General features: G+C 59.1%; 20 protein-coding genes. 12 read left to right on the top strand and 8 right to left on the bottom strand.

The features are described 5' to 3' along the window. The first annotated feature begins 209 nt into the window (after positions 1-209). Positions 210-605, top strand: a complete 396-nt coding sequence (locus ACA057_RS14790; protein ID WP_401365072.1) for a PaaI family thioesterase — start codon at positions 210-212, stop codon at positions 603-605. Positions 606-642: 37 nt separating this feature from the next. Beyond that, entirely contained in the window at positions 643-1,131 is a 489-nt protein-coding gene (locus ACA057_RS14785) for a GFA family protein (RefSeq protein ID WP_497349517.1), read from the top strand. A gap of 115 nt (positions 1,132-1,246) precedes the next feature. On the opposite strand, the gene ACA057_RS14780 is transcribed toward ACA057_RS14785, so the two are convergent. Continuing rightward, positions 1,247-1,855 (bottom strand): MiaE family protein, encoded by a 609-nt coding sequence (locus ACA057_RS14780; protein ID WP_054615108.1) that lies wholly within the window; start codon positions 1,853-1,855, stop codon positions 1,247-1,249. A 160-nt stretch (positions 1,856-2,015) separates the two neighbouring features. Here ACA057_RS14780 and uspL point away from each other — a divergent pair, with 160 nt between their 5' ends. Next, the gene (gene uspL / locus ACA057_RS14775) at positions 2,016-2,879 is read left to right on the top strand and encodes a universal stress protein UspL (RefSeq protein ID WP_497349515.1); all 864 of its coding nucleotides are present in this window, start codon (positions 2,016-2,018) and stop codon (positions 2,877-2,879) included. 127 nt (positions 2,880-3,006) lie between these two features. Here uspL and ACA057_RS14770 read toward each other — a convergent pair whose 3' ends face one another. Beyond that, positions 3,007-3,477, bottom strand: a complete 471-nt coding sequence (locus ACA057_RS14770) for a DUF1289 domain-containing protein (protein WP_497349513.1) — start codon at positions 3,475-3,477, stop codon at positions 3,007-3,009. Positions 3,478-4,151: 674 nt separating this feature from the next. Between ACA057_RS14770 and acnB the strand changes: the two genes are divergently transcribed. Further along, complete coding sequence (gene acnB / locus ACA057_RS14765; protein WP_497349902.1) at positions 4,152-6,761, top strand: bifunctional aconitate hydratase 2/2-methylisocitrate dehydratase; 2,610 nt, start codon at positions 4,152-4,154, stop codon at positions 6,759-6,761. Between the two features lie 72 nt (positions 6,762-6,833). On the opposite strand, the gene ACA057_RS14760 is transcribed toward acnB, so the two are convergent. Beyond that, the gene (locus tag ACA057_RS14760; protein ID WP_497349511.1) at positions 6,834-8,495 is read right to left on the bottom strand and encodes a SulP family inorganic anion transporter; all 1,662 of its coding nucleotides are present in this window, start codon (positions 8,493-8,495) and stop codon (positions 6,834-6,836) included. 340 nt (positions 8,496-8,835) lie between these two features. Further along, the gene (locus ACA057_RS14755; protein WP_497349509.1) at positions 8,836-10,116 is read right to left on the bottom strand and encodes a serine/threonine transporter; all 1,281 of its coding nucleotides are present in this window, start codon (positions 10,114-10,116) and stop codon (positions 8,836-8,838) included. 389 nt (positions 10,117-10,505) lie between these two features. Between ACA057_RS14755 and ACA057_RS14750 the strand changes: the two genes are divergently transcribed. The 8 genes from ACA057_RS14750 (at position 10,506) to ACA057_RS14715 (ending at position 17,509) form a co-directional block, all read left to right on the top strand. Next, a complete protein-coding gene (locus ACA057_RS14750) occupies positions 10,506-10,889 on the top strand; it encodes a tautomerase family protein (protein WP_497349507.1) in 384 nt (127 codons plus the stop codon). Positions 10,890-10,920: 31 nt separating this feature from the next. Further along, positions 10,921-11,505 (top strand): TetR/AcrR family transcriptional regulator, encoded by a 585-nt coding sequence (locus ACA057_RS14745; protein WP_497349505.1) that lies wholly within the window; start codon positions 10,921-10,923, stop codon positions 11,503-11,505. A gap of 425 nt (positions 11,506-11,930) precedes the next feature. Next, complete coding sequence (locus tag ACA057_RS14740; RefSeq protein ID WP_497349503.1) at positions 11,931-12,440, top strand: DUF4822 domain-containing protein; 510 nt, start codon at positions 11,931-11,933, stop codon at positions 12,438-12,440. Positions 12,441-12,545: 105 nt separating this feature from the next. Beyond that, entirely contained in the window at positions 12,546-12,986 is a 441-nt protein-coding gene (locus tag ACA057_RS14735; protein ID WP_497349501.1) for a hypothetical protein, read from the top strand. A gap of 211 nt (positions 12,987-13,197) precedes the next feature. Further along, a complete protein-coding gene (locus ACA057_RS14730) occupies positions 13,198-14,163 on the top strand; it encodes a 2-hydroxyacid dehydrogenase (RefSeq protein WP_497349499.1) in 966 nt (321 codons plus the stop codon). 144 nt (positions 14,164-14,307) lie between these two features. After that, positions 14,308-15,375 (top strand): phosphotransferase family protein, encoded by a 1,068-nt coding sequence (locus tag ACA057_RS14725; RefSeq protein ID WP_497349497.1) that lies wholly within the window; start codon positions 14,308-14,310, stop codon positions 15,373-15,375. A gap of 56 nt (positions 15,376-15,431) precedes the next feature. Further along, complete coding sequence (locus ACA057_RS14720; RefSeq protein WP_008149805.1) at positions 15,432-16,199, top strand: SDR family oxidoreductase; 768 nt, start codon at positions 15,432-15,434, stop codon at positions 16,197-16,199. Positions 16,200-16,393: 194 nt separating this feature from the next. Further along, entirely contained in the window at positions 16,394-17,509 is a 1,116-nt protein-coding gene (locus ACA057_RS14715; protein ID WP_497349495.1) for a Gfo/Idh/MocA family protein, read from the top strand. A 369-nt stretch (positions 17,510-17,878) separates the two neighbouring features. Here the strand turns inward: ACA057_RS14715 and ACA057_RS14710 are convergent, their stop codons facing one another. From ACA057_RS14710 to ACA057_RS14695, 4 genes are all read right to left on the bottom strand, one after another. Beyond that, positions 17,879-18,130, bottom strand: coding sequence for a DUF1652 domain-containing protein (locus ACA057_RS14710; RefSeq protein ID WP_497349493.1), 252 nt, complete (start codon positions 18,128-18,130; stop codon positions 17,879-17,881). A gap of 198 nt (positions 18,131-18,328) precedes the next feature. Beyond that, on the bottom strand, positions 18,329-19,825 hold the full coding sequence (locus ACA057_RS14705; RefSeq protein ID WP_497349491.1) for a helix-turn-helix transcriptional regulator: 1,497 nt from the start codon (positions 19,823-19,825) through the stop codon (positions 18,329-18,331). 169 nt (positions 19,826-19,994) lie between these two features. Next, positions 19,995-21,278, bottom strand: coding sequence for a Zn-dependent hydrolase (locus tag ACA057_RS14700; RefSeq protein WP_497349489.1), 1,284 nt, complete (start codon positions 21,276-21,278; stop codon positions 19,995-19,997). Positions 21,279-21,420: 142 nt separating this feature from the next. After that, positions 21,421-22,905, bottom strand: coding sequence for an NCS1 family nucleobase:cation symporter-1 (locus tag ACA057_RS14695; protein ID WP_497349487.1), 1,485 nt, complete (start codon positions 22,903-22,905; stop codon positions 21,421-21,423). Positions 22,906-22,940: the final 35 nt, after the last annotated feature.

Here is a 22,940-nt window from a genome sequence, read left to right as displayed (position 1 = left end):
GGCGTCCAGTGGGACCGTGTCATCGTTCTTCGCGAGCAGGCTCGCTCCCACAGGGGATTTGTCAACGACACAGATCAACTGTGGGAGCGAGGCTGCTCGCGATGGGGCCAGCACAGCCACCACACATCCAGTCTCATCAGCCTCACTTATGAACAATGACTTCCCCCCAAACCCGGCGCATGTTGCCCTTTCAACCGGAGGGATTCGCCATGCTCAACACACTCAAACAGATCAACTCAACCTCAGCCTTCAACCGCTGGGCCGGCTTCGAAGTCACTCGCGCCGAGAGCGGTGAAGCCGAACTGACAATGGCGTTTCGCGAAGCCGACATGGCGCAGTACGCAGGCTACCTGCATGCCGGGTTGATCGGCGCGCTACTCGACACGGCGTGCGGGTTTGCGGCGGGAACAGTTGCCGGTAACGTGTTGGCGGCACATTTTTCGGTCAACTGCCTGGCCCCCGCCGTCGGTGAAGTGTTCATCGCCCGGGGTCGGGTGGTGAAGGCCGGCAAGAAGCAGGTGTTTGCCCGCGCCGAGCTGTTCGCGCAAACCGGTGATCAATTGAAACTGGTGGCAACGGGTGATGCGATTCTGGTACCGGTCTAGGCTGTCTGGATAAGCCCAAGCCCCGTCGGAGGTTGCCATGCAGCTCGAAGGTTCCTGCCACTGCGGCGCCGTGTCGTTCAGTTTGACCAGTGCTCACCCCTATCCGTACCAGCGCTGCTATTGCTCGATCTGCCGCAAGACCCAGGGCGGTGGCGGTTATGCGATCAATATTGCGGGTGACGCCAACAGCCTGAAAGTGCGCGGGCGCAAGCACATTGCGATTTACCATGCGCTGCTCAAGGATGACGGCGCTCAACGCGCCCACCGCAGCACGGCCGAGCGGCATTTCTGCTCGGTGTGTGGCTCGGGTTTATGGCTGTTCAGCCCGGAATGGCCGGAGCTGATTCACCCGTTTGCCTCGGCCATCGACACGCCGTTGCCGGTACCGCCGGAACACACGCATTTGCTGCTGGATTCCAAGGCGCCGTGGGTCGAAGCAGAGCTGCAGCCTGGCGATAAGCAGTTCGATGCCTACCCCGAAGAATCCATTGCCGAGTGGCATGAGCGCCTGGGGTTGAGCTGTTAAGTCCGTTTATCGGCACTGGTGCTGATGACCTCTTCGCGGGCAAGCCTCGCTCCTACAGGGTTCAGCGCAATACTTGTGGGAGCGGGCTTGCCCGCGATGGGGCCTGTGAGAGCAACTAGGCAGCGGTTGGCACACCGCTATGAAATCTGAATTCAACATCCGGCGATTCGATCAGTTCCTGCTCGGCGGCGCGCACCCGGTCGATCACCTGGGCGATGTCCTTGGCGTCACCGTACTGGTAGGCCAGTTTCAAGTAACCCTGGAAATGCCGGGCCTCGCTTTTCAGCAGGCCGAAGTAGAATTTACCGAGTTCTTCGTCCAGATGCGGCACCAACGCCTCAAAACGTTCACAACTGCGCGCTTCAATGAAGGCGCCAACCACCAGCGTATCGACCAGTTTCACCGGCTCGTGGCTACGCACCACTTTGCGCAGGCCCGAAGCGTAACGCCCGGCGGACAGTTGACGCAGCTCGATCTTGCGCTTTTTCATCAGGCGCATGACCTGCTCGTGGTGCACCAGCTCTTCCCGCGCCAGGCGCGACATCAGGTTGATCAGGTCGACGTGAGAGTGATACTTGGCAATCAGGCTCAACGCCGTGCTGGCCGCCTTGAATTCGCAGTTCTTGTGGTCGATCAGCAGGGTTTCCTGATCGGCCAGCGCGGCCTGGACCCAGCCATCGGGCGTGCGGCAGCCGAGGAACTCGTGGATTTCGGGAAGGATCATGGGGCTCACGGATAAGAGGTTCAAAACGAAGGGCGCCGATTATACCGGCCTGCCGGCAGACCACCAGTCGCCAACCGTTGATATGCATCAAGTCCCGAATGCGCGACCAGCAACTATAGTTGTCCAACGCAGTATTTTTTACTTCATGGAGGTCCCGATCATGCAAGCCATTCGCAGCATCCTGGTAGTTCTAGAACCCGAACACTCGGAAAGCCTGGCGCTCAAGCGGGCCAAACTGATTGCCGGCGTGACCCAGGCTCATCTGCACCTGCTGGTCTGTGATCGCAAGCATGACCATAGCGGCATGTTGGGCGTGCTCAAGGCCGCCCTGATCGAGGACGGTTACAGCGTCACCACCGAGCAGGCCTGGAACGAAAGCCTGCACGAAACCATCGTCGATGTGCAGCAGGCCGAAGGCTGTGGGCTGGTGGTCAAACAGCACTACCCCGACAGCCCGCTGAAAAAGGCCCTGCTGACCCCGGCGGACTGGAAACTGCTGCGCTATTGCCCGACGCCGGTGCTGCTGGTGAAAACCTCGAAGCCCTGGGCCGGTGGAGTGATTCTGGCGGCGATCGACGTGGGCAATACCGATGGGGAGCACCGCACCTTGCACGCCTGCATCGTCGATCACGGTTTCGATATCGCCAGCCTGGCCAAGGCCCAGTTGCATGTCGTCAGCGCCCATCCGTCGCCGATGTTGTCGGCGGCTGATCCGACGTTACAGCTCAGCGAAACCATCGAAGCGCGTTATCGCGAACAGTGCAAATCGTTTCAGGCCGAGTTCGATATCGACGATGAACACCTGCATATCGCAGAAGGTCCGGCGGATGTGTTGATTCCCTATATGGTGCACAAGCTGGGTGCGGCAGTGACGGTGATTGGTACTGTCGCGCGGTCCGGGTTGTCAGGGGCGTTGATCGGCAATACGGCGGAAGTGGTGCTGGATGCGGTGGAGAGCGATGTGTTGGTGCTCAAGCCGGATACGATCATGGATCATCTGGAGGAGATCGTGACCCAGCATTGAGATGTGTGGTGTCAGGCAGGACGCCTTCGCGGGCAAGCCTCGCGCCTACAGGTTTTGTGTCGTGCATAACGGGTGTGATCAACACAAAACCTGTAGGAGCAAGGCTTGCCCGCGAAGCTTTTAAGATTCAACCGCCGAACGCGTCTTTGAGGAACCCCGGCGCAATGTAGCGCTGGTAATGCGCCTCGGAGAGCAAAAAGAACTCCCGATCTATCGCGTCCCGCAACTCCGGCAGGTTCCAGTCGCGAAACTCCGGCATCAGCACCATTCCGTAGGCTTCCAGGTTATTGATCACCCGCGCACCACGGGCGATCAGCTGATAGGCCCAGCAATATTCCGACTGATGCGGCACGAAGCGGATCTTTCTCTGCTCAAGCTGCTGGCGAAGGCGCTGCGGATCAAAAATTTCCAGTTTGCTGGCCATCACCTGGGACAACAGCAGCTCAAGACGCAGCCAAACCGCACGTTTTTCCTCCTCGTTGTAACCATTCCAGTTGATCACTTCATGGTGGAAACGCTTGCAGCCACGGCACACCAGATCACCGTAAACAGTGGAGCAGAGGCCGACGCAGGGGGTCTTGATGGTCTGATTGGGCATAGGTCAGGAGAACACGGGAAAGCAGAACAGGCCGGCATGTTAGCCCTTTGTCTAACATTGATCACCCCTCAAAGTTAAAGGGCTCAGGGTCTATTGGACTGTGGTGACGGCCGCGACGGAGGCCCGCTTGGTGCAGGGCAAGGCGCGAGGAACGTGGTTTGGTTGTTCCAAATAAGTTCCGAGCAACGCAGCCCTGCACCAAGCGGGCACCGTCCCTTCGGGTTGCGTGCCAATGTGCGCGAGGCTGCGTTGCAGGATTTGCCAAGGGAACAACCATGGGCGGCATCCCGCGCCTTGCCTCGCACACATTGGCCCAGCAACGCGGTCCGCCACCAAAGTCCAATAGACCCTGACTTACCTTTAATTTTTTTTTGCCGTAGAATCAGCCAGCCTTTTAAGGCGCCAATGTCCGTTAGAAGCTGTTTTCAAAGCGTCACGAGCACAGTCGTTCCTTCAGAGCGGTGTTGGCGAGGGGTTTTTCCAGCGGGGAAAAGCCCAACGCCAACCCTCATCAGCTCCCGTTCTGCAGGCGTAAAACTTTGAAAGCAGCTTCTGTAAGGAATTGTCGGTAATTCTGGCTAAGTGGCGCACAACGCCATGCAGCGCATGAGTACGGCAATTTCGGGATGAGCGTCCCGGACACCCATTTGGGACCACTGATGAGGGTAATAACTGTGCTTGAAGCCTACCGCAAACATATCGAAGAGCGTGCAGCACTGGGTATCGTTCCCCAGCCGCTTAACGCCGAACAAACTGCAGGCCTGGTCGAGCTGCTGAAAAATCCCCCGGCTGGCGAAGAAGCTTTCCTCGTTGACCTGATCACCAATCGCGTTCCGCCTGGCGTGGACGAAGCAGCCTATGTAAAGGCGGGCTTCCTGTCTGCTCTGGCCAAAAGCGAAGCCACTTCCCCTCTGATCGACAAGAAACGCGCTGTTGAACTGCTCGGCACCATGCAAGGCGGCTACAACATCGTCACGCTGGTCAACCTGCTGGACGACGCCGAACTGGCGCCTGTCGCTGCCAAAGAACTCAAGCACACCCTGCTGATGTTCGACGCCTTCCACGACGTCGCTGAAAAAGCCAAGAACGGTAACGTTCACGCCAAAGGCGTGCTGCAATCGTGGGCTGACGGCGAGTGGTTCAAGAACCGCCCTGTGCTGGCCGACAAGATCAGCCTGCGCGTGTTCAAGGTCACCGGCGAAACCAACACCGACGACCTGTCCCCTGCCCCGGATGCCTGGTCCCGCCCGGACATCCCGCTGCACGCCCTGGCCATGCTGAAAATGGCCCGTGAAGGCATCGTGCCTGACGCCCAAGGCGTTACCGGTCCGATGAAGCAGATCGAAGAAATGCGCAACAGCGGCTTCCCGATCGCCTACGTCGGCGACGTGGTCGGTACCGGTTCTTCGCGTAAATCGGCGACCAACTCGGTGCTGTGGTTCTTCGGCGACGACGTTCCTTACGTGCCGAACAAGCGTGCTGGCGGTTTCTGCTTCGGCAGCAAGATCGCTCCAATCTTCTACAACACCATGGAAGATGCCGGCGCACTGCCGATCGAATTCGACGTCACCAACATGAACATGGGCGACGTGATCGACCTGTACCCGCATGCTGGCAAAGTCTGCAAACACGGCACCGACGAAGTCCTGACCACTTTCCAGATGAAGACCCCGGTTCTGTTGGACGAAGTTCGTGCTGGCGGCCGTATCCCGTTGATCATCGGTCGCGGCCTGACCGACAAAGCCCGCGCCGAGCTGGGCCTGGGTCCTACCGACCTGTTCAAGCTGCCTGAAGCACCTGTCGACACCGGCAAGGGCTTCACCCTGGCACAGAAAATGGTCGGCAAGGCCTGCGGCCTGCCAGAAGGCAAAGGCGTTCGTCCAGGTACTTACTGCGAACCGAAGATGACCACCGTCGGTTCCCAGGACACCACCGGTCCTATGACCCGTGACGAACTGAAAGACCTGGCGTGCCTGGGCTTCTCGACCGATCTGGTGATGCAGTCCTTCTGCCACACCGCGGCTTACCCTAAGCCGATCGACGTGACCACCCACCACACCCTGCCAGACTTCATCATGACCCGCGGCGGCGTGTCCCTGCGTCCGGGCGACGGCATCATCCACAGCTGGCTGAACCGTATGCTGCTGCCGGACACCGTCGGTACCGGTGGTGACTCGCACACCCGTTTCCCGATGGGCATCTCGTTCCCGGCCGGTTCCGGTCTGGTTGCGTTTGCTGCTGCCACCGGCGTTATGCCGCTGGACATGCCGGAATCGATCCTGGTGCGCTTCAAAGGCAAAATGCAACCGGGCGTCACCCTGCGTGACCTGGTTCACGCCATTCCTTACTTCGCGATTCAGGCTGGCCTGTTGACCGTTGAGAAGAAAGGCAAGAAGAACGCCTTCTCCGGCCGCATCCTGGAAATCGAAGGCCTGGACAACCTGAGCATCGAACAGGCTTTCGAGCTGTCCGACGCCTCGGCTGAACGTTCGGCTGCCGGTTGCACCATCAAGCTGTCGAAAGAGTCGATCACCGAGTACCTGAACTCCAACATCACGCTGCTGCGCTGGATGATCGGCGAAGGCTACGGCGATGCACGTACTCTGGAACGTCGTGCTCAAGCGATGGAAGCCTGGGTTGCCAACCCTGAGTTGATGGTTGCCGATGCTGACGCCGAATACGCTGAAATCATCGAAATCGACCTGGCCGACATCAAAGAGCCTGTGCTCTGCGCGCCAAACGATCCGGACGACGCCCGTCTGCTGTCCAGCGTTGCTGGCGAGAAGATCGACGAAGTGTTCATCGGTTCGTGCATGACCAACATCGGTCACTTCCGCGCTGCCGGTAAACTGCTGGATCAGGTCAAGGGTCAGCTGCCAACCCGTCTGTGGCTGTCGCCGCCGACCAAGATGGACGCTCACCAACTGACCGAAGAAGGCTACTACGGCATCTACGGCAAGGCTGGCGCGCGCATGGAAATGCCAGGCTGCTCGCTGTGCATGGGTAACCAGGCACGTGTAGAGCCGAACTCGACTGTGGTGTCGACGTCGACCCGTAACTTCCCGAACCGTCTGGGTGACGGCGCGAACGTTTACCTGGCTTCGGCTGAGTTGGCGTCCGTGGCGTCCATCCTGGGTCGCCTGCCGACCGTCGAGGAGTACATGGAATACGCTGGCAAGATCGACAGCATGGCGGCTGATGTTTACCGCTACCTGTCCTTCGACCAGATTGCCGAGTTCCGTGAAGCGGCTGCGAACGCCAACATCCCGGTAGTTCAAGCTTAACGCTGCAACGCAATAAAAAACGCCGCCCATCGTGAGATGAGCGGCGTTTTTTTATGCCCGCTCCCACAAGGGTTATGCCGTGGGGTTGAGGGCTTGCTGCACCGCGCCGTCGACACTCAAACCGCTGAGTATTACCTGATCCAGTTCCCGCGTCGGTAACTTCAACAACACCGCTTTAGCCTCGTGTTTGAGCCGCGCCAGGATCAGCAACTTGTCCTCGGCCCGCACCTGCAAAAAGAACGCTTCCAGCGCTTCGATGCTGGTGCCGTCCAGATCCGGCGACTCTTCGAGACTGAGAATGATCGTATGAATCGGCGCATCGGCATGCCGGGCCAGGCGCAACGCACCGCCCAGAATGCGCTCCACATTCGCGAAAAACAGCGCCTCGCTCGGCCGTACGATCAGCACGCCGGGTATTTCCTGAGCCTCGGGATGGCGTTGCACGTCGACAAAATCATGACCGCCACCTATCCGCCCCAGCACCTGAATATCCGCTGACGACATCTGCTTCAACATCAGCACCACGCTGATCACCACCGCCACCAGCAAGCCGTCCAACACGCCCAATACCAGCACCGCCGCCACCGCGCAGATGACCAGCAGGCGGTCGCGACGCCAGATGAAATAACGCCCCAATGGTTGCAGGCTCAGGCCGCGCGCCAAGGCAAAAATGACGATGGCGGCCAGCACCGGCTCGGGGGTCAGGGCAATCCAGGGCAATACAGTCAACACGATGAGCAACACCACCGCCGCCGCTACCGCGCCGGCCATTCGCGACTCGGCACCCGCCGCCTCATTGGCCGACGTCGCCGAGTAACCGGCGCCCGCCGGCATGCCATGAAACAGGCCCGACAGCAGATTGGCCGCGCCGAGTGCCAGCAAGTCACGGTTCGAGGACACCCGGTCGCCATGCTTGAGCGCGAACGAGGTGATCGATCCGTAGGATTCGGCGTACAGAATCATCACCATGGCAAACGCCAATTCACCCAGGCGCAACCAATCGGCGAACGGCAACACCGGAAGATGGGGAACGTCGAGGCTCAGATCGATCACGCCGATCAGCTTCACCCCGTACGCCGGCAAGTTCAGCCACTGGCCAGCCGCGATGCCCAGCGCCACCACCAACAAGCCGCCGGGCAAACGCCTGAACCGCGCGCACAACCACAACACCAGCAGCGCCACCGCCGCGACCAGCGCGCCGACCTTGTTCCACTGCGGCCACTGCTCCAGCAACTGCGGCAGGAACCGGATCAGGTTGCCATTGCTCAAGTGCACGTCGACGATGGTCGCCACTTGTTTGAGGATGATGGTCACGGCCAGTCCCAACGCGAAACCGCGCAGCACCGGTTTGGCGATGAATGAGGTCACGCTGCCGAGTTTGAACAGCCCGGCCAGCAGGAAGAAACCACCGGTCACCAACACCAGGCCGATCGCCAGGGATAGACGCAGGCCTGGGTCACCGTTGGCCAGCGTGGCGGTCGCGGCAGCCAGCACCGCCGCTGAGGACGAGGTCGCGGAGACGATGGCGAAACGGCTGGTGCCCAACAGCCCATAGCACAGCAGACCGGCAAACAGCGCAATCACCCCGGCCTGTGGCGGCAACGCCGCGATGCTTGAATAGGCGACCGCCTCGGGCAACAGCAAACCGGCAATCGACAGCCCGGCCAACACATCCCGCCAGCGGTTAGGCGAAGCGGCACGGGGTTGCGCCGATGCACCGTGAGCGTGAGCCATGAAGCGTCTCCAGAGAAAAATGGACGGGCCGGGGCGATTCCCCGGCAAACGCTCTACGGCGCGTTTATGCAGCGCAAGCTTAATCGCTAATCGCCCGCCATGTCGGCTCTGGATCAGGTACCCGGCGTTTTCAACGCAATAAAAAACGCCGCCATCGCGAGATGAGCGGCGTATTTTACTGCCTCTAAAGATCAAATGTAGGAGCGGGCTTGCTCGCGAATACGATGTGTCAGGCAATAAAAATGTTGAATGACACACCGCTTTCGCGAGCAAGCCCGCTCCCACAGGATCTCAGTGTGCCAGGGAGGTCACTGTGGACCTCCCCCCTCGGGACTCTGAATCAGGCTGTCAGCGAATAGATCAACGCCGAAATCGCCACCAGGCCCACCGCCGTCACGAAGACGTTGGACGCCTGACCGCGATAACGCGCCATCGCCGGGACCTTGCGGATCGCGTACATCGGCATCAGGAACAGAATCGCCGCGATGATCGGGCCACCGAGGGTTTCGATCATCCCCAGAATGCTCGGGTTCAGCGTGGCGACGATCCAGCACACCACCAGCATGAAGGCAGCGGTCATACGATCCAAAGTCTTCGGCGCCGGGCGCTTGCCGCTTTTCACGATCAAGCCTTTAAGGCCTTCGCTGGCACCGATGTAGTGACCGAGGAACGACTTGGAGATCGCCACGAACGCAATCAATGGCGCTGCGAAAGCGATGGTCGGGTTGCTGAAGTGGTTGGCCAGGTACGACAGGATCGACAGGTTCTGTGCCTTGGCTTCCGCCAATTGCGCCGGCGACAGGGTCAGCACGCAGCTGAAGACGAAGAACAGCACCATCACCACCATCAAGGCGTGGGCGCGGGACAGGATCTGCGAGCTGCGCTCTTCGGCGTGATCGCCGTAGCGACGTTTCTGATCCACCGCGAACGCCGAGATGATCGGCGAATGGTTGAACGAGAACACCATCACCGGAATCGCCAGCCACAGCGTGTGCAGCAGCGCCGACGGCTCAGGCAGCGTCGAAGCGGTGGCCAGGATGCCGCCGTTCCAGTGCGGAATCAGGAACACCGCGAGAAACAGCAGCGCCACGATGAACGGATACACCATCAGGCTCATCGCCTTGACGATCACTTGCTCGCCGCAACGCACCACGGCCAGCAAGCCGAGTATCAGCACCAACGACAGCACGGCGCGCGGTGGCGGCATGATGTGCAGTTGATGTTCGAGGAAGCTGCCCACGGTATTGGTCAGGGCCACGCTGTAAATCAACAGGATCGGGAAGATCGCGAAGAAGTACAGCAAAGTGATCAACGCACCGGCCTTGATCCCGAAGTGCTCTTCCACCACTTCGGTGATGTCCGCGCCCTCACGGCCCGACAGCACGAAACGGGTCAGGCCGCGGTGTGCGTAGAAAGTCATGGGGAACGCCAACACCGCCAGGACCAGCAACGGCCAGAAGCCGCCCAGACCCGCATTGATCGGCAAAAACAGGGTACCGGCCCCGATCGCCGTGCCAAACAGGCCCAGCATCCAGGTGGTGTCATGGCGATTCCAGCTCGCGAGGCTCGCTGGTGTCGCCGCTACATAGCGTTCGTCGACGCTATTGGCCTGATCATTCATCCGGTGGGATCTCCACATTCCGGTCACTTGCCACTCGGTCAGGACGAGTCGGAAAAATCCGACAGGCAGCGCCCCGGCCGAAACAGGGGCGCGATTGTCCGGGATTAATCAACAGAAGCAAAGACTTAGCTGAGGAATGGTGGTGCGGATCAGATGATAAGGGGCGACATAGCCCCTGTGGGAGCGGGCTTGCCCGCGATAGCGGTCTGTCAGCTAAATTGTTGTTGAATGGGCCGACGCCTTCGCGGGCAAGCCCGCTCCCACAAGGTTTTATGGTGTGTTCGAGGTTTTGCAGGGCTTGCGCTTCGTCACCGAACAGCAATCGGCGCTTGATAAAGGTTTCCCGTCATGTATTTTGAAGTGTCCTGCATCCCTTCTGGAGTCATCCCATGCCACTGGTTCGTGTCGACATCAAAAAGCATCAGGACCCTACTTTCGCCAAACGCGTCGGGCAGCAGATTTACGCGGCCATGCACAGCACCATTGGCGTGCCGGAGAACGATAATTTCCAGATTCTTGCCGAGCACGACGAACAGCATTTCATCTTTGATCCCGGCTACCTGGGCATCAATCGCAGCGACAATCTGGTGGTGATTCAGATCACCCTGAGCGAAGGCCGGAGCATCGAGCAGAAAAAACTGCTCTACAAAACCATCGCCGAGCGCCTTAACGCAGAGTTGGCGGTGCGCCTGGAGGACGTTTTCATTAATCTGGTGGAAGTAAAAAAAGAAAACTGGTCCTTCGGCCATGGCATCGCCCAGTACGCCCTCTGATTCCTGACTTCTACTGATCTGTGAGCCCCCAATGCCTCGAGTTTCCCGCAAGCAAGCCGACCTCAACCGCGAGATCATCGTCGAGGCCGCCACGCGGCTGTTTCGTGAGCGCGGACTGCACGGGATCAGCGTCGTCGATGTCATGGGGGCTGCCGGCCTGACCCATGGCGGATTCTATGGGCACTTCGAATCCAAGGAAGCCTTGGCGCAAGAAGCCAGTGGCCGGGCGTTCGCACAGGCTAACGGACGCTGGAGGGAACGAATTGCTGAACATCAAGATAAAAACGCCGCCCGCCAGGCCTTGATCGAACCGTACCTGTCAGCCGCCAGCCGCGACACGCCGGGCGACAGTTGCCCGGTGGTGGCCTTCGCCGGGGACATGTGCCACGAAGCGGCCGAGAGCGGTTTGCGCGAGACTTTCATGGCAGGCCTGGAGACCTTGCTCGATACCTTCGGCACGCTGATGGACAGCGGCGATGACGCCCGCGACCGGAAACAGGCGCTGGTGCAATATTCCTTGATGGTTGGCGCCCTGACGCTGGCCCGAGCCACCCAGGGCGAGCCGTTATCAGATGAAATCCTTGAGGCCGCAATGAGTTTTCTGACTCGAACTTGAATCCGTGTCTTGGGTGTCACAATCGATCCTTCAACACCTTTTCTATCATTTAATTAAGTCCCTCGCGTCAATGAATAGTTTGTAACCTCATCATCCGCCTACAAACTCGGTGTATATAGATTCCGCACAAGCAATCACTGTAGCCCCGTGTTTCCCGGAGAACGCGATGTTTTAGCCAACAGGCGGAGCACCGATGAACAATATCGGCCGCATCGTCATCTGGACATGTAGGAAAAGTCCGACAGCGAAAACATGAAATACATGTACGACAGAATATTACCCACATCAAAAAAAGCACTTAATTGTTACAAGCAATCACCTCGCTATTGAACGCCCCCAACTCCCAGCCTATAGTTTTTTACGTTTTTAATCTCAAAGATTAATAGCAAGCTAGCGACCAATGACGTTGATAAGGGGTTATCCGCATGCAAAAAAACACTATGACTTCTAAAGGCCTGCTTCTAGCGGCACTGCTGTTTCCTCTCGGTAGCTTTGCGCAGCAAGCCCCCGTCACTGCCGACGTTCGAGATCTGGCATCCTCTCCTCGATGGCTGACAACCAAGGTCTATATTGAGGGGGCACCACAAACAGACGTAAAAGCGAACTATCCTGGCGTGGTTGGAATATCGACGTGGGATCCCGAACGCAATCGCTATGAGTTTTTTTACGCTGATACGGGAGAATCAAAGTACAACAATGGCGGAGGCGGTTACTTCTTTGTCACTGGCGATTATAAAACCCATATTTTGGTACCCGATATAGGGCCGACCAAAACCGTGGTCAGAAAACTGGAAACATTAAATCGAAACGAGTTCACCTATTCTCGGGAAGTGCCCCGCGACATGGTAGCTAACAACCCGCTTGTGCGCATCTATGTCGTTCACTCCCCTTACATGGGAACAGTTTCCACAACACCTGCCATCAAGCCCAACTAATACATCACACACCTGAACCCGCCGCGCACTAACGGAGCCTCCCAGCTTCGCCTTGTCAGTACTATTGCTTTAGCTAAATCTCTTATAAATACACGGAGTTTCAATATGCAAAAAACAATCAAAACATTATTGATATCTACCTTACTGACAACTTCGGCCTTCTGCGGAGTTGTCAGTGCGCAATCCACCACCTCGTCCCCGGCGAAAAATGCCGTTGCCACGCCAGATAATGCGGTCATGCTCACCGTCTTTTTAAAACATGATCAGTCAAGACCGCTGGGCGAACTAAAGGCGCAGCTAGCCAAGCAGGGATTCTATAAAGCTTTTCCACCTGCTGGAGTCGAGGTTGTTAGCTGGAACATTATGATGGGTATCGGGCAGGTCGTCACACTGCGCCTTCCGGCGACCCGCCTGGCAGAAGTAAACCTTGCACTCGAAAATACGGCGTGGGGGACTTACAGAACCGAGTTCTATCCGACCTATGATTTCAAAGCGATAGCACTGGCAGAACAAAGCAAGGCACAACAAGCACAAGCGACCCAGTGACACTTACAGCAGCACACTGTATTTGCAGTGTGCCGCACAGTGACGTGACAACGCCTCCGCCGGCCCTGAACTGATAATTTGCTTCTTCCGAGAAGCAGTCCAGACTAAAAAGTACCGCTCTGCGATTGACGACCATTGCCAAACAACACTGGTATCAGCACCCTGAAATTACTTTTGCGCCCGACACGCCGACGACAACAGGAGCCTAGCAATGCCCGCAACCGTTCTGGTACTGGTTGAAACCATTAATGATTACCTGCCGATTCTCGAACATCAGGGCTTTCATCTGATTCTTGCCCCGACGCCTGCCGAGCGCGCCGCCGCCATTGAGCGGCACGGGGGCCAGATCGATGCGGTCCTGACCCGTGGCCCGTTGGGCCTGTATGCCGATGAAATCGCCGCCCTGCCCAAGCTCAGGATCATCTGCGTGATCGGCGCCGGTTATGAGCACGTCGACCTGCAAGCGGCCGCTGACCGCGGCATTACCGTCACCAATGGCGCCGGGGTCAACGCCTCATCGGTCGCCGACCACGCGATGGCGCTGCTGTTGTCGCTGGTGCGCGACATTCCTCGTTGCGATGCCGCCGTGCGCCGGGGCGAGTGGCCGAAAATCATGCGCCCTTCCCTCGCCGGCAAACGCCTGGGTATCCTCGGCCTCGGTGCCGTCGGCATGGCCATTGCCAAACGTGCCGCCAACGGTTTCGACATGACGGTGAGTTACCACAATCGCCAGCACCGCAGCGATGTGCCCTACAGCTTCTGCTCGACGCCCGCCGAACTGGCTCGCGCCTCGGACTTCTTGATCGTCGCCACACCTGGCGGCCTGGGCACCAAACACCTGATCAACCGACACGTGCTCGACGCGCTGGGCCCCAAGGGCTTCATCGTCAACATCGCCCGGGCCAGCGTGATCGTCACCACTGATCTGATCAGCGCCCTGGAGCAACGCAGGATCGCCGGCGCGGCGCTGGATGTCTTCGATGCCGAACCCCACGTGCCGGAGGCACTCAAGGGATTGGCCAACGTGATCCTCACCCCGCATGTCGCCGGGCTGTCCCCGGAAGCCACTCAAGGCACCGTGGAGCTGGTGGGCCGCAACCTGATGGCGTTCTTTTCTGGCGAACCGGTGCTCACGCCTATCGACCTGCCGGCCAGCGAAATCAAGGCAGTGCTATAAGGGCCATTCAAACGGTTGTATCAAAAGCAATGATTGGCCAGCAACACGCTCACCTATAAGGGCCGTTCGTGGTTGTGGGTGGCCCCTGCGCGCATTAGATTAGCCAATAGTCTCAGGCCTCCAGAATAAGCAGAAGGGATAAGCATGGCGCTTACTGACCAGTCCACCCGTATCCGCACCGGCGAAGAACTCGATGCCAGCCTGATCGATCCGTACCTCAAGGCCCATATTCCGGGCCTGAGTGGCTTGCCGCAGATCAGCCAGTTTCCCGGCGGTGCGTCGAACCTCACCTACTTGCTGGAATACCCCGAACAGGAGTTCGTCCTGCGTCGGCCGCCGTTTGGTCACAAGGCCAAGTCCGCCCACGACATGGGCCGCGAATTTCGCATCCTCAATCAACTCCGGGACGGCTTTCCGTACTGCCCGAAAGCCTACGTGCACTGCACCGATGAATCGGTGATCGGCGCCGAGTTCTATGTGATGGAGCGGGTCAACGGGATCATCCTGCGCTCCGAACTGCCACCGGAACTGGGTCTGGACTCGGAAAAGACCGAAGCCCTGTGCAAGAGCTTCATCGACAAATTCGTCGAGCTGCACCGGGTCGACTACAAGGCCTACGGTCTGGCCGACCTCGGCAAACCTGAAGGTTACGTGGCACGGCAAATCAAAGGCTGGAGCGATCGCTACGAGAAAGCCCTGACCCCGGACGCGCCGCAATGGGCAGCGGTGAAAGCCTGGCTCAATGACAAGATGCCGGCCGATCATCCGACGTCGAGCATCGTGCACAACGACTATCGCTTCGACAACGTCATCCTCGACCCGGACAACCCGATGCAGATCATCGGCGTGCTCGACTGGGAACTGACCACCCTCGGCGACCCGCTGATGGACCTGGGTAACACCCTCGCCTACTGGATCGAAGCCGATGATCCGGCGCCGGTTCAACTGATGCGTCGTCAGCCGAGCCACGCTCCGGGCATGTTGACCCGCCGCGAGTTCGTCGATTACTACGCCGAACGTTCGGGCATCCAGATCGACAACTTCGACTTCTACTACACCTACGGCCTGTTCCGCCTGGCCGGCATCGTGCAGCAGATCTACTACCGCTTCTTCCATGGCCAGACCCAGGACAAACGCTTCGCGCAGTTCATTCACATGAACAAACTGCTGGAGCAGATGAGCTTGCAGGTCATTTCGAAATCCAGCCTCTGATAACGGCTCTCTGTTGCAACCAGGTCCAAAAACAAGACTTTTTATAAGGGAACTCCATGTCCAAGACTCAGTTGTTCGACCTCGACGGCAAGATCGCTTTTGTCTCCGGTGCCAGCCGCGGCATCGGTGAGGCCATCGCCAAACTGCTGGCCCAGCAAGGCGCCCATGTGATCGTTTCGAGCCGCAAACTCGACGGCTGCCAACACGTGGCCGACGCGATCATCGCGGCCGGCGGCAAAGCCACCGCCGTCGCTTGCCACATCGGAGAAATGGAACAGATCAGCCAGGTGTTCGCCGGCATCCGCGAACAGTTCGGGCGCCTGGACATCCTGGTTAACAACGCGGCAACCAACCCGCAGTTTTGCAACGTGCTGGACACCGACCTCAGCGCCTTCCAGAAAACCGTCGACGTGAACATCCGTGGCTACTTCTTCATGTCGGTGGAAGCCGGCAAGCTGATGCGCGAAAACGGCGGCGGCAGCATCATCAACGTGGCATCGATCAACGGCATCTCGCCGGGAATCTTCCAGGGCATCTACTCGGTGACCAAGGCTGCCGTGATCAACATGACCAAAGTGTTCGCCAAGGAATGCGCGCAGTTCGGCATCCGCTGCAACGCCCTTCTGCCGGGTCTGACGGACACCAAGTTTGCGTCGGCACTGGTGAAGAACGAGGCGATCTTGAACACCGCGTTGCAGCAGATTCCACTCAAGCGCGTGGCGGACCCTAGCGAAATGGCCGGCGCGGTGCTGTACCTGGCCAGCGACGCTTCGAGCTACACCACGGGTGTTTCCCTGAACGTGGATGGCGGCTTCCTGTCCTGATTCAACCCTTGCTCGCGATGGACGTTAGCGATAACGCATGTTTGCTGGTTAAACGCGTCGCTCAGGTTCATCGCGAGCTCGCTCCTACAGGGTATTCGCTCGCATAGAGAATATTTATTCTGTTAATTGCATTTAGTGAATATTTATTCCATAAAGTGTCCTCTTGAAAACAAAAATTCAAAAGGACCCCGGCTATGCGCGAACTCGGTATCGGACTCATTGGCACAGGTTTCATGGGCCGCGCCCATGCCTTGGCGTTTCGAAATGTCAGCGCGGTTTTCGAACTGCCCCTCAAGCTCAGGCTCGCCGCCCTGGCCGATGCCGACCCGCAACGCGCCGGTCACTGTGCCGACGCCTGGGGTTTTGATACCGCCCACAGCGACTGGCAAAAACTGATCGATGACCCCAAGGTCAATCTCGTCGCCATCACCACGCCTAACCATCTGCACTACCCCATGGCCATGGCCTCCCTGGCTGCCGGCAAACCGGTGTATTGCGAAAAACCCCTGGCGGTCAGTCTGGAGCAGGCCAACGCCATGCGACTCGCCGCCAAAGCAGCGGGTGTGGTGACGCGGGTGGGTTACAACTACCAGCACAACCCGATCATCGGGCTCGCGCGCGAGCTGATCAAGAACGGCGAATTGGGGCAGATCATCAGTTTTCAGGGTGAGTTCAGCGAAGACTTCATGGCCGACCCCGCTTCACCCTGGTCTTGGCGGTGCGACGCCGAACATGCCGGCGGCGCACTGGCGGATCTGGGCAGTCACCTGCTGGCGATGGCCCGTTATCTGGTGGGCAATGTCGAGTCGGTGTGCGCCGACACCCAGACCGTACACGGGCAACGTCCTGCCACGGCGGGCAGCCAGGAACAACTCAGCATCGCGGTGGACGATCAGGTCCACGCCCTGCTGAGGTTTGCCAATGGTGCGCGGGGGACATTCAGCAGCAGCTGGCTCAAGCACGGCTACAAGAACCATCTGAGCTTTGAAATCAGCGGCACGCGGGGGACGTTGGCGTTCGATCAGGAACGCTTGAATGAACTGCGTCTGCATCGCGCCGGACAGGATGGCTTCCAGCGCCTGCTGGCCGGACCCAACTTGCCGGGTTACGCCGCATTCAGCCCGGCGGCGGGGCATCAACTGGGCTACAACGAGCTCAAGACCCTGGAAGTGCATGATCTGGTGATGGCCCTGGCCAGGCGTAACCAGGGCGGGACGGATTTCGAACAGGCGTGGGAAGTCGAACGCCTGGCAACGGCGATTCGCCTGGCGGCGCGGGAATCGCGGTGGGTCAGGATCGAGGAAGTCTGAACGAGCGGCAGCCGCCAGCAGCACAACGCCGCTGGCGGCCTACACACACTGATCCGCGCTTACTGAGTGATGCAGCGGGTCAGCGTGGTGTTTCGGGTCACCTGCCCTTCAGCTCGCATGTCGCCTTGCACATCTGTGTTTTCAGTGGTTTGGCAAGTACGCACAGGGGGCGGTGGCGGAGCAAGGGGGGGTGGCGGTGGAGGACTGGCACAACCACCGAGAATCGCCGCGCAGAGTGCAAGCGGCAGTGGCGCGAACATGCGTTTCCCAAGACTTTTCATAGGTTGACCCGCGATGAGTGATGTACACAGTTTTGTGACAACAAAACAACGCTGGAAAGTCCACGGGCCGACAGCAGAAAAGACAGGTTTATGAAGTTTGCGGATGATGATGCAAGGTATTGCTCTCAAGTTCATACCGCAGCTCTTCAACCAGAGCGGCCACGGCCTCGGGTGATCTGAGGTTCGACACATTCAGCCCGCTGACCACCAGATCCACTTGCCCGGATACCGGGTGATAAAGCTTCACCGTCACCGAGTTGTCACCCGACACGCTGCACTCACAAGCACGGGGAGAAAACTGCTGCTCCAATTGCGCGCGCAATTTCGTCAGATAAATCATTGCGATTCACCTCCACGTTGGTGGATAGCCCCGTCGATCGAAACCGTTTTGAATGGGCGAAGCATGTGGCTGTTCCTCTAGCTGTTTCAAAGGGGAAGCAATACGGCTCAAAGACCTGTATCGCACCCTTACAGATTAAGAATTGCCGTACCTGTCCAGAACATCAAAATGCACCTCCACAACTAGTGCATTTGCACCTTACCGCTGGCCTTTTGGCCTCCACTCACTGGAGAACAAGCCACGCTCGCGCGCCCAGACAATGGCTTCGCTGCGGCTGTGCACATCGAGTTTGGAATACACCGTAGAGACGTGATTGCGCACGGTATTGGGCGCCAGTTTCAGGCGGGCAGCGATTTCCTTGTCCGCCAGGCCTTCACAGATCAGGCCGAGCACATCGCGCTCACGGGCAGTCAGGTCAGTAAAAGACACACTGGGCAACTTCGGCGAACTGACGTGCTTCACGTTGGCCAGTTTTTCGATCAGCGTACGGCTGAACCATGAGGCGTCTTTCATCACCTCTTCGATGGCTGACACCAACTCCAGCTCCGTGCGTTTGCGCTCGGTGACGTCCATCAACACCAGCAAGTAGCAGGGATTGTTCTGGATGTTCACGGTGTCGGCGGAGACGGCGCATTCGATCTCTTCGGCGTCTTTTTTACGCATGCGAACGTCGACCCGATCCAGGCTTCCGGTTTTTTCCAGCGCGGCAAGCAGCTTTGTTCGAGCGCCTTTGTCATGGATGAAATCGATCTCGATGAGGGTCCTGCCGAGCACTTCTTCGCTGGGGTACGCAAAGGTGTCGAGAAAAGCCTCGTTCACATCCAGCACCACCTGATCGCTGGCGTTGCACACCAGGATCGGCACCGGGGTCAAGCGAAAGGCCTTGGCGAAACGCTCCTCGCTCTGACGCAGGGCGACTTCTGCCTTGTGCCGAGGCTCCATGTCGACGAAGGAAAACAGCATGCACGCTTCGTCATGGAGCTCGAGCGGTTGGCCGGCGACGATCACTTGTTTGGTGCCGCCGTCGGCCACTTGCAACTCGGCCTGCATCTGCGGAATGGTCGTCCCTTCGCGCAATCGCTGCTTGGCCAGGTCTTTTTGTTCGGCGCCTTCGAGCACGTCCAGTTCATAGGTCGAACAACCGATCACCTGATCTCGAGAGTAACCGGTCATTTCCAGAAAGCCGGGATTGACCTTGATGTAGCGCAAATCACTGAGGCGACAGATCACCGCCGGGGCCGGGTTGGCGTTGAAGGTCTTCTCGAAACGCTGCTCGGCGCTGGCCCATTCGGTGACATCGTCCATGATCAGCACAAGCGACTCCGGCTCGCCGCTGCTGTCGGCCAACACCATGCTGCGCACGTTGTGGACCCAAGTGCGTTCTTCGTCATCAGCCGGCGTCACTTCCACCAGCACATCGCTGAAGGTCTCGCCACGGGCCACGCGGTTGATCGGGTAGTTGTCGGCGGGCACCGGATGATTGTTGCGATAGCGCAAGGTAAAGCGCTGGGCGTATTCCTTGGCATTGGCCCCCAGATCGCCGATCCGACTGACACCGTGCATGGCCAGCGCGGCGTCATTGGCCCAGAGAAGGGTCTGGTCGAGTTCCAGCAGAATCACGCCGTCGGACAGGCCGGCGATGATCTGCTGCAACTGGCGGCGATTGGTTTCGGTGGTCAGGACTTCCTGGCTCATTGGATCTCCACGGCTGCGGCCGGCGCCTTCACGCGCTGGCCTGTGAAGATGTCGACCGCAGTGGGGTGGGATAGTGCAGACGCAGTGGTGGTGAAGGCATGATGGGGGCAGTGCGTCAACATCAATAACTGCACCTGTAGGAGCTGCCGAAGGCTGCGATCTTTTGATCTCAACCCGCCAATTCGCCGTTGGCAATTGCCGTCGACGCCGCCAGCATCGCCCGCAACAACACCGCACACCCGGCCGCCAGATCATCCGGCGCGGCATTTTCGATTTCGTTGTGGCTGATGCCGCCTTCGCACGGGACGAAGATCATCCCGGCCGGGCCAAGCTCGGCGAGGAAGATCGCGTCGTGCCCTGCTCCACTGACGATGTCCATGTGTGACAGGCCCAAGCCTTGAGCCGCGCCACGTACCGCCTCGACGCAACCCTTGTCGAAGTACAACGGCGGGAAGTCGGCGGTGGGTGTCAGTTCGAAGGTCAGGCCGTGTTCCTCGCAGGTGGTTTCGATGACCTCGCGCACTTCGGCGATCATCGAATCCAGGCGCGCCGGTTCCAGATGCCGGAAGTCGAGGGTCATGCGCACTTCGCCAGGAATGACGTTGCGCGAACCCGGATACGCTTGCAGGCAGCCGACGGTGCCACAGGCGTGGGGTTGATGGCCTAAGGCTGCGCGGTTGACGGCGCCGACGATCACTGACGCACCGACCAGGGCGTCCTTGCGCAGATGCATCGGGGTCGGGCCGGCGTGGGCTTCGACACCGCGCAGTTTAAGGTCGAACCATTTCTGGCCGAGGGCGCCCATCACCACGCCAATGGTTTTGCGCTCATCTTCGAGGATCGGGCCTTGTTCGATATGGGCTTCGAAATAGGCGCCAACGGCATGCCCGCTGACCTTGCGCGGGCCGGCGTAACCGATGGCATTCAGAGCTTCGCCAACGGTGATGCCTTCGGCGTCGACCTTGGCCAGGGTTTCTTCGAGGGTGAATTTTTCCGCGAACACGCCAGAGCCCATCATGCACGGAGCGAAGCGCGAGCCTTCTTCGTTGGTCCAGACCACGACTTCCAGCGGTGCCTCGGTTTCGACGCCGAGATCATTGAGGGTGCGCAGCACTTCGACACCGGCAAGCACGCCGAAACAGCCGTCGAATTTGCCGCCGGTGGGCTGGGTGTCGATGTGGCTGCCGGTCATCACCGGCGGCAGGTTCGGGTTGCGGCCGGGACGACGAGCGAAGATGTTGCCGACGGCGTCGATGCTGACGGTACAGCCCGCCTCTTCGCACCAATGGACGAAGATGTCCCGGGCCTGGCGATCGAGGTCGGTCAGGGCCAGGCGACACACGCCGCCCTTGACCGTGGCGCCGAGCCTGGCCAGGTCCATGAGCGACTGCCACAGGCGGTCGCGGTTGATGTGCTGATGGGTGGACTGCAGAACGTCTACGGCAGCGTTCATGATGATCTCCTCAGGCAGTTCTTATGGATTTCTTCAGGCATTTTTTGGGTGTATTGAAGGCCGTCTTCGCGGGCAAGCCCGGCTCCTAAAGGGGAATGCATGGCCCTGTAGGAGCTGAGCTTGCTCGCGAAGAGGCCATCCCTCACACCGCAGATTTCGCGACAGACGTATCAGGCCGCATCGAGCACAACCCGTAATAAATCAGCCCGCCCAGCGCCGAGCCGGTAAACCAGCCATAGCTGTAGAACCAGCTGAACGCATCGCTACCCAGCGACAGCAGCGTCAACACCACCGGCACGCCAAACGCGATAAACCCGAACCAGTTCCACGCCGGGTACACGTCGTCGCGATAGAGCCCGGCCAGGTCCAGCTGCTGTTTCTTGATCAGGAAATAATCCACCACCATGATCCCGGCGATCGGCCCCAACAGGCTGGAATACCCCAGCAACCAGTTGGAATACACCGTTTCCAGGCTGACGTCGGAGACAATCAACCCAAGCTTTTTCAGCAGTTCATGGCCCATCAACAGCAGCCCGACAAACCCGGTGAGCATCACCGCTTTGGTCCGGTTGATCACCTTCGGTGCGATGTTCTGGAAGTCGTTGGTCGGCGACACGATGTTCGCCGCGGTGTTGGTCGACAGCGTCGCAATGATGATCAGCGCCATGGCCAGCGCCACCCAGACCGGGCTCTGGATATGGCCGATCAAGGTGACCGGATCGGAGACGGTGACGCCCACCAGTTTCACCGACGCGGCGGTCATCACCACGCCCAGCGAGGCAAACAGGAACATGGTCAGCGGCAGGCCAATGATCTGCCCGACGATCTGGTCTTTCTGGCTTTTCGCGTAGCGGCTGAAGTCGGGAATGTTCAGCGACAACGTGGCCCAGAACCCGACCATCGCGGTCAGCCCGGCGGCGAAGTAACTGACGACGCTCGCACCTTCCGGACGCTTGGCCGGGATCGCCAGCAACTCGGTCATCGACACATTCGGCATCGCCCACACCAGCAAGCCCACACCCACCAGCACCAACAGCGGCGCCGACAGGGTTTCCAGCCATTTGATCGACTCGGCACCGCGAATCACCACCCACAGGTTCAACGCCCAGAAGATCATGAAACCAATGACCTCACCGGTGCCGCCCAAGGATTTCCAGCCCTCGAACACCGAGCCCAGGAACAGGTGAATCGCCAGCCCACCGAACATGGTCTGGATGCCAAACCACCCGCACGCCACCAAGGCACGGATCAGGCATGGAACATTGGAACCGAGGATGCCGAAGGACGAACGCAACAACACCGGAAACGGAATGCCGTACTTGGTGCCGGGAAAGGCATTCAACGTCAGTGGGATCAACACAATGATGTTGGCGAACAGAATCGCCACCAGCGCTTCGCCAACGGTCAGGCCGAAATACGCAGTGAGCACGCCGCCAAGGGTGTACGTCGGCACGCAGATCGACATGCCGATCCACAATGCCGTGATGTGCCATTTGTTCCAGGTTCGTTCGCGCACCTTGGTCGGTGCCATGTCGTGGTTATAACGGGGACTGTCGAGGACGTCGCTGCCGGCTTCGAGCTCAAACAAGCCGTCGCGCTCGGTCACTTGCGATCTGATCTGTTGCATGGCCGCTCCACTGTTTTTTGAATTATTTTTTGCTC

The organism is Pseudomonas sp. LBUM1661, from assembly GCF_059695925.1.
The sequence above is the reverse complement of the archived record's forward strand: the minus strand, read 5'-3'. Positions and strand labels throughout refer to the sequence as shown.